The sequence below is a fragment of the Enterobacter sp. LM3 genome, from assembly GCF_046622475.1.
Lineage (GTDB): Bacteria > Pseudomonadota > Gammaproteobacteria > Enterobacterales > Enterobacteriaceae > Enterobacter > Enterobacter cloacae_P.
This window is the reverse complement of record NZ_JBJURN010000002.1, coordinates 231,843-242,993: the sequence shown is the minus strand read 5'-3', so window position 1 is coordinate 242,993 and position 11,151 is coordinate 231,843. Positions and strand designations below refer to the sequence as shown.

Sequence of the window (11,151 nt, the reverse complement as noted above, 5' to 3'; positions counted from 1 at the left end):
CATGCGTTCATGCACCACTGGAAGATCTAACTGTCTTCCAGCACACATCGCCTGAAAGACTAGTCAGGATGATGGTGATGATGGTGGTGTTTAAATTGAACGCGTGTCATATAAATTCTCGATGAATGCTTATTCATTTGATGTCTTTTAACCTAAACCACTTGTACGCCATATTGCAAGGGGTTTTTTTGATCATTAATTCATTTCATATTGATGCTATAAATTGTGTGTTCCTCAGTGCTGGCGTAGCCTTAATACAGGTGGTTGAGAGTCAGGAGAATTCGCATGAAAAAGGTCGCGATTGTCGGTTTAGGATGGTTGGGAATGCCGCTGGCGATGTCATTAGCCACGAAAGGCTGGCAAGTGACCGGGAGTAAAACCACAGCGGATGGGGTGGAAGCGGCACGCATGTGCGGTATTGATGGCATCGAGCTGCGGCTTGAGCCTGAACTGGTATGTGATGCTGACGATCTTGACGCGCTGATGAACGTCGATGCGCTGGTCATTACCTTACCGGCACGACGCAGTGGCCCGGGTGAGTCATTCTATCTGCAGGCAATGCAGGAGATTGTCGACAGTGCGCTGGCGCACCATATCCCGCGTATTATTTTTACCAGCTCGACATCGGTCTACGGTGATGTTGATGGTCTTGTAAAGGAGACCACCGTACGCCGTCCGGTGACGGCGAGTGGCCAGGTGCTTAAAGAGCTGGAAGACTGGCTGCACAATCTTCCCGGTACTCAGGTTGATATTGTGCGTCTGGCAGGGCTGGTTGGCCCGGGACGACATCCGGGACGTTTTTTTGCCGGGAAGTCAGCCCCTGACGGACAACATGGCGTCAATCTCGTGCATCTTGACGACGTTATCGGCGCAATTGAGCTACTCTTACAGGCTCCAAAAGGTGGGCACATCTATAATATATGTGCGCCTTCTCATCCAGCGCGTAGCACGTTTTATCCGCTGATGGCGCGTCAGTTAGGTTTGGCTCCGCCAGTGTTTGGCGATGCTAAAGGCGAAGGTAAAGGCAAAATTATTGATGGTAATCGCATTTGTCATGAACTGGGATTTGAGTACCAGTATCCCGACCCGCTGGTGATGCCAATGGAATAATGCCATCAGCGGAGACGATCGCATGCCGGAGGGGGGCGAACATGAAACCGCTGCTGGATGTTCTGATTATTCTGGATGCACTGGAAAAAGAGGGGAGCTTTGCGGCGGCCTCAGCGAAGCTCTACAAAACCCCTTCCGCGCTGAGTTACACCGTTCATAAACTGGAAAGCGATCTCAATATCCAGCTTCTCGATCGCTCCGGACACCGCGCACGTTTTACCCGCACCGGGCAGATGCTTCTGGAAAAAGGGCGTGAAGTTCTCCACACCGTTCGCGAACTGGAAAAACAGGCCGTTAAGCTCCATCAGGGCTGGGAGAACGAGCTGGTGATTGGCGTGGATGATACCTTTCCGTTTTCCCTCCTGACGCCGCTGATTGAGGCGTTCTATCAGCGCCATAGCGTGACCCGGTTGATTTTCATTAATGGTGTGCTGGGCGGCTCGTGGGATGCCTTAACGCAGGGGCGGGCGGACATCATCGTCGGGGCATTACGTGAACCTCCCCAACTGAGCGATTTTGGTTTTGCCCGTCTGGGCCTGCTGGAGCAGGTTTTTGTTGTCGCGCCTCATCACCCTCTGGCCCAGGAGCCTGAGCCCATTAATCGACGTATCCTTAAGGGGTATCGTGCCATTGTGGTGGGCGACAGCTCACGGCCAGAGTGTGCCATCTCTTCGCAACTGCTCGACGAGCAGGAGGCGATTACCGTTTTCGATTTTAAAACCAAGCTGGAGCTGCAAATAAGCGGGCTGGGCTGCGGCTATTTGCCGCGCTATCTGGCGCAGCGGTTTATTGACAGCGGTGCGCTTGTTGAAAAACAGGTACTTGCTCAAAGCAGTAATGAGTCGGTCTGGGTTGGCTGGAATGAACAAACGGCAGGGCTTGCCAGCGCCTGGTGGCGAGATGAAATTTTAGCAAATAGTGCTATCGCAGCCGTTTACACTCCCGGCGCTGCTGAAAAATCAACCAGTTAGATGCGGGAAATTATTGATAGGTTTCTCTATCTATTGCCTTTTGTGTCTGGAATAGGGCAAAATGCCGCGGCTGCAAACAAATGAATAATCGACGATATAAAAGGCGTCGGTTATTTTTTTTTGCATGTACGAAACGAAACTAAAAAACCAAGAGGCCGGGCTTCGTACCGGATAGATATTTACTAAAATCCGACAGTTGTTGTCGCTGAGGAATACAGAAAATGGGGCAATTTTTCGCTTACGTGGCGGTTATCACCGTAAAGGAGATTAACGATGTCGCATAACGCAACTCCAAAAACCTCTCGCGTGGAATTACGTAAAACACTTACGTTGATTCCGGTTGTTATGATGGGTCTTGCCTATATGCAACCAATGACGCTGTTCGATACATTCGGTATCGTATCTGGCCTTACTGACGGTCACGTTGCAACGGCGTATGCCTTTGCGCTGGTCGCCATTCTCTTTACAGCGCTGAGCTACGGTAAACTGGTTCGCCGTTTCCCGTCTGCAGGCTCTGCCTACACCTATGCTCAGAAATCCATTAGCCCGGCGGTTGGCTTTATGGTGGGCTGGTCATCTCTGCTGGACTACCTGTTCATGCCGATGATCAACATTCTGCTGGCGAAAATTTACTTTGAAGCGCTGGTACCTTCCGTACCGTCGTGGATCTTCGTTGTGGCGCTGGTGGCCTTTATGACCATCTCTAACCTGCGCAGCATCAAGACCGTGGCTAACTTCAACACCCTGATTGTTATCCTGCAGATGGGTATCGTTTCAGTTATCGTCGGCCTGATCATTTACGGTGTAATGCACGGTGAAGGCGCAGGTACGCTGACCAGCACGCGTCCGTTCTGGTCCGAAGGTGCGCACGTTGTGCCGATGATCACCGGTGCGACTATCCTGTGCTTCTCGTTCCTGGGCTTCGACGGCATCTCTTCTCTGTCTGAAGAGACGAAAGATGCAGAGCGCGTGATCCCGAAAGCGATTTTCCTGACTGCGCTGATTGGCGGCCTGATCTTTATTGGTGCTTCTTACTTCCTGCAGCTGTACTTCCCGGACATCTCACGCTTTAAAGATCCGGATGCGTCACAGCCTGAAATCATGCTGTATGTTGCAGGTAAAACCTTCCAGTGGGGCGTGCTGATTTTCTCCAGCGTGACCGTTCTGGCATCCGGCATGGCGGCACACGCGGGTGTTTCTCGCCTGATGTACGTAATGGGTCGTGACGGCGTGTTCCCGACGCGCTTCTTCGGTTATGTTCATCCGAAATGGCGTACCCCTGCGTGGAACGTGCTGCTGGTTGGCGCAATTGCACTGCTGGCGATTAAATTTGACCTGGTCACCGCAACGGCGCTGATTAACTTTGGTGCGCTGGTGGCATTTACCTTCGTTAACCTCTCCGTGATCTCTCAGTTCTGGATCCGTGAGAAGCGTAACAAGACGCTGAAGGACCACTTCAACTATCTGGTGCTGCCAGTGTGTGGTGCGCTGACGGTTGGTGCGTTGTGGATTAACCTGGAAGAAAGTTCGATGATTCTGGGTCTGATCTGGGGCGGCATTGGTCTGGTTTACCTGGCATGCGTAACCAGAAGCTTCCGTAACCCGGTACCTCAGTACGAAGACGTCGCGTAATATAACGTCATCGGACAAAAAAAACCGGAGACCATCGCCTCCGGTTTTTTTATATCGACAATTCAGACTATCTCCTGCGCGTACTGGAACAGGGCTTTCAACAGCGCCTGCTTTTCCGCATCCCCTTCGTACTGGCCGTACAGCATCTCCAGCTCCTGGGCATAGCGATTGAGAAATTCCGGGGTAAAGACGTTACGACGATGCTGCAGCCAGCGCTCTTGCTCCACTTCATCCAGCGTACCGGGATAATTACGCGCCCGGTAATTAAACATCAGTTTGTCGATACGTTTATCGGCAAAGGTGATATCGAGCGCCGGTAAATTTCGTGGCTCGGTTTGCAGTACGATGTTCATGGCTGCACGGTCGGCATCACTGAAGAAACCGTTATAGAGTTGCGCATCGATATTGTCAGACGGCACAAACGGTTCTGCGTCCGCGAAGATAGCCACCACTTTTTCCCGTACCTGCGGGTTGTCGCGCAGCACTTTAAGGTTATCGAGACAGTGCTGACGGTTGATACCCAGCCGGTCGGCATCTTCCGGACGCAGCGTATTGGCCTGCGCCAGCACCGGACATTTGTTGATATGCACCAGTTTTACCGGTACGGCGGGCAGGTCACCCAGCTCATTTTTCGGGGTATAGAGCCGCTCGCGCAGCGTATCGCTGTCAAGCTCCAGCAGGGGTGAGATATCCCCGGCCAGATCCACCATGATGACGGCATTACGGTTGTCAGGATGCCAGGCAAGCGGAGCCACCCAACTGGTATTGCCGCGCCATGCGCCGAACATGCCGGAAATATGCACCAGCGGTTTCATTTGCGGCACGTCGATCAGGGTGGTGAGTTTCTGCTTGCTGCGGTGGCTCAACAGGTAGTCAAACAGCCGTGGCTGAGCGGTTTTCACCAGCTTCGCCATTGCAATGGTGGCATACACGTCTGCCATTGCATCGTGGGCATTGCTGTGCTCAATTCCGTTGGCGCGCGTCAGATGTTCCAGCCTGAAGCTCGGCAGCCCCTCGTCATTTTCTGGCCAGTTGATCCCTTCCGGGCGCAGCGCGTAACAGGCTCGCATAATGTCCAGCAAATCCCAGCGTGAATTGCGGTTCTGCCAGCTCCACGCATACGGATCGAAGAAGTTGCGATAGAAAATATTCCTCGTCACTTCGTCATCAAAACGAATGTTGTTATATCCCACGACGCAGGTATTCGGGACGGTAAACAGGTCGTGGATACGGCGGGCGAACTCCGCCTCGTTAACCCCTTTTTCCCGCGCTTCCTGAGGTGTGATCCCGGTGACCATGACCGCGCCGGGTTGCGGCAGGTAGTCATCGGCGGGTTTGCAGTAAAACACCTCTGGCTCGCCAATGATGTTGAACTCGTCGTCAGTACGGATGGCGGCAAATTGCGCCGGTCTGTCCAGCGCCGGATGGGTGCCAAAGGTTTCGTAATCGTGGAATAAAAATGTTGGGCGCGCGGCAGAATCAGACACCAGTAATACCATCCTGTTAAAAATAGACGCCACCATGGTAAACGATTGTGGTAGCCAGGCCGAATAAAAAGCGCCGACGGCTCTCAAATTTGCGGCGCTGCTTCAGAGAAAAATCCGCGCTCTGTCACATTTTTTTGCAATTAAGGCAGGTAACGACATCAGAACTCCCGTAAAAAGGTCAACGATTTTTAATGACCTGAGGATATACCGTTGAAACGCCGTCTGTTTATTGCTGTTTCTTTACTCGCTTCGAGTATCTCATCTGCGCTGGCTGCTGAACCGCTGGATTTTGCTCCGCAGCCTCCGGCCATCCAGGCTGGATCCTGGGTGCTGATGGATTACACCACTGGTCAGATCTTAACGGCGGGCAACGAACACCAACAACGCAACCCGGCGAGTCTCACTAAGCTGATGACGGGCTATGTCGTTGACCGCGCCATTGATAGTCATCGTATTAGTCCTGATGACATCGTCACCGTAGGCCATGACGCGTGGGCAAAAGGTAATCCGGTCTTTGACGGTTCATCGCTGATGTTCCTGAAGCCTGGCGATCGCGTTTCCGTACGCGACCTGAGCCGCGGCCTGATTGTTGACTCCGGTAACGATGCCTGCGTGGCGCTGGCGGATCATGTGGCGGGTGGTCAACCGCAGTTTGTGAACATGATGAATGACTATGTGCAAAAGTTGAACCTGCGCGATACGCACTTTGAAACTGTGCACGGTCTGGATGCACCAGGACAACACAGTTCTGCTTATGACCTGGCTGTGCTGTCCCGGGCCATCATTCACGGTGAACCTGAGTTCTACCATATGTACAGCGAAAAGAGCCTCACCTGGAACGGGATCACCCAGCAAAACCGTAACGGTTTGCTGTGGGAGAAAACCATGAACGTGGACGGCCTGAAAACGGGTCACACGTCGGGAGCCGGTTTTAACCTGATTGCTTCAGCGGTTGACGGCCAGCGTCGTTTAATTGCGGTGGTGATGGGGGCGGACAGCCCGAAAGGGCGTGAAGATCAGGCGCGTAAATTACTGCACTGGGGTCAACAGAACTTTGATACCGTGCAGATCCTGCACAAGGGTAAAAAGGTGGGGACGGAGCGTATCTGGTACGGTAACAAAGAGCAGATAAAGCTGGGAACCGACCAGGACTTCTGGCTGGCCTTACCTAAAGCGGAAGTGCCAAACATTAAGGCAAAATACGTTCTGGATAAAAAAGAGCTGGAAGCGCCGATTGCTGCCCATCAGCGGGTAGGGGAGATCCAGCTGTACGACCGTGACAAAGTGGTCGCGCACTGGCCGCTGGTAACGCTGGAAGCGGTTGATAAAGGTGGCTTTTTCTCCCGTCTTGGTGATTATCTGCATCACAAAATCTGACGGTTTTTGTTAATCCCGCGGGGCAGACTGGCAGGGTTGCGAGTCTGCTCACATAATAAACACTCCTCGTTTGCTGAACATTCAATATCTGCTTTATAGTGTATAAATATACAGTAATAAATGGAGGTAACATGGACTACAGCATCAAGCAGCAGCAGAAACGTAAGATCGCGGGCTTCCATCTGGTGGGGCCGTGGGACAAAACGGTAAAACAGGGCTTTGAACAGCTGGTGATGTGGGTGGATGGATGTCACGTTCAGCCGCTGGAGTGGGTTGCGGTGTACTACGATAACCCGGATGAAGTCCCGGCTGAAAAACTGCGCTGTGATACTGCAGTAACGGTTCCGGACAATTTCGTTATCCCTGATAACAGTGAAGGGGTAATGATGACGGAAATCGCCGCGGGGGAGTATGCCGTTGGGATGGCGCGCGTCGAAAACTACGATTTCGCGACTCCGTGGTACCAGTTCTTTGATTCTCTTTTGCAGGACAACACATACCAGATTGCCCCTAAACCTTGCTTCGAGCGTTACCTCAATGACGGTAATGCGGATGGATACTGGGACATCGAGATATATGTGGCAGTAGAACGTAAAGCCGGTTAAGCCTGGAAAAAACAGGGTTTTTCAGCCGGGTGTGATCCGCCCGGCTGAAAACACAGTACAATCGTGATTTGCCGTATTGCTGGAGAGCGGGTGTGCGTCCCGACAAATCATTAACGTCTTTTGAAATTCGGTTGTACCAGCATTATCGCGTGGTGCATGGGTGTCGCATCGCGCTGGCGTTCGTTCTGACGTTTGTGCTGGTCCGTTTACTGAATGTACCTGAAGGGACGTGGCCGCTGATCACGCTGGTGGTCATCATGGGGCCTATCTCGTTTTGGGGTAATGTCGTCCCCCGTGCCTTTGAACGCATTGGTGGCACGGTTTTAGGCTCTGCACTGGGGTTGATCGCCCTGAAGCTGGAGCTGATCTCACTCCCGGTGATGCTGGTATGGTGTGCGGTGGCCATGTTCCTCTGCGGCTGGCTGGCGTTGGGCAAAAAGCCTTATCAGGCATTGCTGATTGGCATTACCCTCTCTGTGGTTGTCGGCGCACCTGCGGGTGATATGACCACTGCACTGTGGCGAAGCGGAGATGTTATTTTCGGCTCATTGCTGGCCATGCTCTTCACCGGTATCTGGCCACAGCGTGCTTTCCTGCACTGGCGTATTCAGATGGCAAACTACGTCACCGCGTTTAACCGTGTCTATCAGGCTGGTTTTTCCCCTAATCTGGTTGAACGTCCCCGGCTGGAAAAGCACTTACAAAAGATCCTCAATGATGTGGTCAAAATGCGTGGCCTGATTACCCCAGCCAGCAAAGAGACTCATATTCAGAAATCGATTTTCGAAGCTATCCAGACGGTGAGCCGCAACCTGGTGTGTATGCTTGAACTGCAGATCAACGCCCACTGGGCTTCTCGTCCCAGCCATCTGTTGATGCTGAACGCGCATACGCTGAAAGAGACGCAGCAGATGACGCAGCAAACGCTGTTAACCATCGCCCACGCACTCTATGAAGGGAATCCGCAACCCATACTTGCCAATAGCGAGCGGCTGAATGAAATCGTTGCTGAACTAAAACAGTTAATTAATGAGCGTCAGAGCGACAACGTGGCAGAAACACCGATTCATGGATATGTCTGGCTGAGCATGGAGCTGGCACGACAGCTGGAGCTGCTATCGCATCTCATTTGCCGCGCATTGCGCAAATAAAAAGCAGCTATCTCCAGATGTGACGCCTGCTGCTTCGATTCAGCATCAATTGGGGTTATGATAGCTTTAAACGATATACTCATTGTCATTCGCAGCCGCTGTCAGTAAGGTACTGTTACAACGGTTGCTTTAACGAATCCGAATCTCACATTATCAGGGGTGTAAAAATGGAAACTACTAAGCCTTCGTTCCAGGATGTTCTGGAATTCGTCCGCCTGTTCCGCCGCAAAAACAAACTGCAGCGTGAAATCCAGGACGTTGAGAAGAAGATCCGTGACAACCAGAAACGTGTACTGCTGCTGGACAACCTGAGCGATTACATCAAGCCAGGTATGAGCGTTGAAGCTATTCAGGGCATTATCGCCAGCATGAAGAGCGACTACGAAGACCGCGTTGATGACTACATCATCAAAAACGCTGAGCTGTCCAAAGAACGCCGCGACATCTCTAAGAAGCTGAAAGTGATGGGTGAAATCAAAAACGGCGAAGCTAAAAGCGAGTAATCGCAGCGAATGGTGAAAAAGGCTCTCTGGTGACAGAGAGCCTTTTTTTATCACTCAGAACGCGGCTGGAGCTGGTAAATCCAGGCTTGTATCTGTTTACCGCCTTGCGTGGTCACGTTCACCTCAACCCGATCATAACCGTCTTCGAATTCATCCAGCATTGGCCAGTGCGCGTCCAGGTGGGGGGAGAGAAACAGGAAACCTTCCACGCTGGTACCTTCTTCATCCAGCACAATCCCCGGAAAATCCGCGGCGGCTCCCCAGCCACGTTCGTAAAACGTCCCTTTAACAGACCCTGCCAGCCATTCTCCTCCGATGTCTTCGAGGATGTACGCATTAACGTGGCCTGGACGCAGGGTGCCATAGACAAACAAAGAGTCCATTTTTCTCACCATTAAAATGATTTTTTTCAACATAAGGGGAAACGGTGGGTCCTGCAACTGCTTCGTCGCGGCTACGCTTGCCGGTCTCGATCCCCGCAGGCCGGGTAAGGTGCAGCCGACACCCGGTAATTTTACCAGAACGCAGAAAAGCAAAAAGCCTGCTTTAAAAGCAGGCTTTTCAAATGTGGCTCCTCTGACTGGACTCGAACCAGTGACATACGGATTAACAGTCCGCCGTTCTACCGACTGAACTACAGAGGAATCGTTGTGGAGGCACATATTAGCGGCGAAAAAAGTTTTGTCAAACCTGATCTGAGAGAATATCGATTGATTGCTGATTCTGTCGTCAGTTTGTTGTAAATCCAAACATATTTTTATGGAAAATACTTTGCAGGATACGCATTTCTCCCTCATCATTTGAAATGGAGTTTCAACTTTCTTGTTAAGGTTCATCTTGAACGTCACTGCCCCCATACGCCACGCGATCATGCGCACGCCCTGGTATGCGAAACGCAAAAGCTACCGTGTTCTGTTCTGGCGTGAAATCACCCCTCTTGCCGTACCCATCTTCCTGGAGAATACCTGTGTCCTGCTGATGGGCGTGCTGAGCACTTTCCTGGTCAGTTGGCTGGGCAAAGAAGCAATGGCCGGGGTAGGGCTGGCGGACAGTTTTAACATGGTGGTGATGTCATTTTTTGCCGCCATTGATCTGGGGACAACGGTCGTTGTTGCCTTCAGTCTGGGCAAGCTTGATCCCAAACGTGCGCGTGAGGCCGCCCGGCAGTCGCTGATGATCATGACCCTTTTTTCGATCATTCTGGCCGCGGTGATCCACTATTTCGGTAAAGAGATTATCGACATTGTTGCCGGTGAGGCGACGAAAGAGGTTAAAGACCTGGCGCTGACCTATCTGGAAATGACGGTAATCAGTTACCCGGCGGCCGCCATTGCGTTAATTGGCAGTGGCGCGCTGCGCGGGGCGGGTAACACGAAAATTCCGCTGTTGATTAACGGCGGGATGAACATCCTGAACATTATCATCAGCAGTATCCTGATTTACGGCATTTTTTCCTGGAATGGGCTGGGGTTCGCTGGAGCCGGGTTGGGGCTAACCATTTCACGTTATATTGGCGCTGCAGCCATTGTTGGTGTGCTGATGACCGGAATGACACCGTCGCTGCGTCTCACGCTAAAAAGTTATTTCCGCCCGCTCAATTTCGCCATTATCAGGGAAGTGATGGGGATTGGTATTCCTGCCAGCATTGAATCAGTGCTGTTTAACGGGGGCAAGCTGCTCACGCAGATGTTTGTGGCTGGTATGGGGACGGACGTCATCGCCGGTAACTTTATTGCTTTCTCCATCGCCTCACTGATTAACCTGCCGGGTAACGCACTGGGTTCCGCATCGACCATTATCACCGGTAAACGGCTCGGGAAAGGGCAGATTGGTCAGGCGGAACGCCAGTTGCGGCATGTTTTCTGGTTGTCGACCATTGGCCTGACGGTGATCGCCTGGGGGAGTGCACCTTTTGCCGGGTTGATGGCATCGTTCTACACCCGCGAAGAGGATGTCAAAGAGGTTGTTAAAATCCTGATCTGGATGAACGCGGCGTTTATGCCGATTTGGGCGGCCTCCTGGGTGCTTCCTGCCGGGCTCAAAGGGGCGCGGGATGCCCGCTTTGCGATGTGGGTATCGATGCTCGGTATGTGGGGATGCCGCGTTGTAGCGGGGTATACGCTGGGGGTGATACTCGGAATGGGGGTGGTTGGCGTCTGGCTGGGGATGTTCCTCGACTGGGCTGTACGCGGCGTGTTGTTCTACTGGCGTATGGTAAGTGGGCGCTGGTTATGGAAATATCCCCGTACCAAACCGGAACCTGTGGTGACAGAAACCACAGAATGCCTGACAAATGCGCGAAATGGAGAATAAAT

The 11,151-nt window shown here is 52.3% G+C and carries 12 protein-coding genes, 1 tRNA gene and 1 other annotated feature; of the genes, 9 read left to right on the top strand and 4 right to left on the bottom strand.

Annotated elements, in window-relative coordinates; translation table 11 throughout:
- Positions 1-84: a sequence feature (His leader region), on the bottom strand.
- The gene (hisL, locus tag ACJ9N4_RS03290) at positions 60-110 is read right to left on the bottom strand and encodes a his operon leader peptide (RefSeq protein WP_001364200.1); all 51 of its coding nucleotides are present in this window, start codon (positions 108-110) and stop codon (positions 60-62) included. Its footprint overlaps the feature before it by 25 nt.
- A gap of 175 nt (positions 111-285) precedes the next feature.
- Here hisL and ACJ9N4_RS03285 point away from each other — a divergent pair, with 175 nt between their 5' ends.
- The 4 genes from ACJ9N4_RS03285 to ACJ9N4_RS03270 all read left to right on the top strand — a co-directional run bounded on the left by ACJ9N4_RS03285 (position 286) and on the right by ACJ9N4_RS03270 (position 3,713).
- Positions 286-1,110: an SDR family oxidoreductase gene (locus tag ACJ9N4_RS03285; RefSeq protein WP_182271947.1), complete on the top strand. Its 825-nt coding sequence runs from the start codon at positions 286-288 to the stop codon at positions 1,108-1,110.
- A gap of 41 nt (positions 1,111-1,151) precedes the next feature.
- Positions 1,152-2,081, top strand: coding sequence for a LysR family transcriptional regulator (locus ACJ9N4_RS03280; RefSeq protein WP_182271946.1), 930 nt, complete (start codon positions 1,152-1,154; stop codon positions 2,079-2,081).
- 221 nt (positions 2,082-2,302) lie between these two features.
- Complete coding sequence (gene yoeI / locus ACJ9N4_RS03275) at positions 2,303-2,365, top strand: membrane protein YoeI (RefSeq protein ID WP_155267937.1); 63 nt, start codon at positions 2,303-2,305, stop codon at positions 2,363-2,365.
- Complete coding sequence (locus ACJ9N4_RS03270) at positions 2,355-3,713, top strand: APC family permease (protein WP_182271945.1); 1,359 nt, start codon at positions 2,355-2,357, stop codon at positions 3,711-3,713. The genes yoeI and ACJ9N4_RS03270 overlap by 11 nt, the downstream gene beginning before the upstream one ends.
- A gap of 62 nt (positions 3,714-3,775) precedes the next feature.
- On the opposite strand, the gene sbcB is transcribed toward ACJ9N4_RS03270, so the two are convergent.
- Positions 3,776-5,212, bottom strand: coding sequence for an exodeoxyribonuclease I (sbcB, locus tag ACJ9N4_RS03265; RefSeq protein WP_411500278.1), 1,437 nt, complete (start codon positions 5,210-5,212; stop codon positions 3,776-3,778).
- Positions 5,213-5,410: 198 nt separating this feature from the next.
- On the opposite strand from sbcB, the gene dacD reads away from it, so the two are divergent.
- The 4 genes from dacD (at position 5,411) to ACJ9N4_RS03245 (ending at position 8,836) form a co-directional block, all read left to right on the top strand.
- Positions 5,411-6,577 (top strand): serine-type D-Ala-D-Ala carboxypeptidase DacD, encoded by a 1,167-nt coding sequence (dacD, locus tag ACJ9N4_RS03260; protein WP_182918638.1) that lies wholly within the window; start codon positions 5,411-5,413, stop codon positions 6,575-6,577.
- Between the two features lie 131 nt (positions 6,578-6,708).
- Positions 6,709-7,182 carry a DNA gyrase inhibitor SbmC gene (sbmC, locus tag ACJ9N4_RS03255; protein WP_182919819.1) on the top strand — a complete coding sequence of 158 codons (474 nt, stop codon included), beginning with the start codon at positions 6,709-6,711 and terminating at the stop codon, positions 7,180-7,182.
- A gap of 92 nt (positions 7,183-7,274) precedes the next feature.
- Positions 7,275-8,333, top strand: coding sequence for an FUSC family protein (locus tag ACJ9N4_RS03250; RefSeq protein WP_182271943.1), 1,059 nt, complete (start codon positions 7,275-7,277; stop codon positions 8,331-8,333).
- A 167-nt stretch (positions 8,334-8,500) separates the two neighbouring features.
- A complete protein-coding gene (locus tag ACJ9N4_RS03245; RefSeq protein WP_008499467.1) occupies positions 8,501-8,836 on the top strand; it encodes a DUF496 family protein in 336 nt (111 codons plus the stop codon).
- 50 nt (positions 8,837-8,886) lie between these two features.
- On the opposite strand, the gene ACJ9N4_RS03240 is transcribed toward ACJ9N4_RS03245, so the two are convergent.
- Complete coding sequence (locus tag ACJ9N4_RS03240; RefSeq protein ID WP_182919820.1) at positions 8,887-9,219, bottom strand: gamma-glutamylcyclotransferase family protein; 333 nt, start codon at positions 9,217-9,219, stop codon at positions 8,887-8,889.
- 185 nt (positions 9,220-9,404) lie between these two features.
- A tRNA-Asn gene (locus ACJ9N4_RS03235) sits at positions 9,405-9,480 on the bottom strand.
- A gap of 193 nt (positions 9,481-9,673) precedes the next feature.
- Here ACJ9N4_RS03235 and emmdR point away from each other — a divergent pair.
- Entirely contained in the window at positions 9,674-11,149 is a 1,476-nt protein-coding gene (gene emmdR / locus ACJ9N4_RS03230; RefSeq protein WP_411500277.1) for a multidrug efflux MATE transporter EmmdR, read from the top strand.
- The last annotated feature ends 2 nt before the right edge of the window (positions 11,150-11,151 follow it).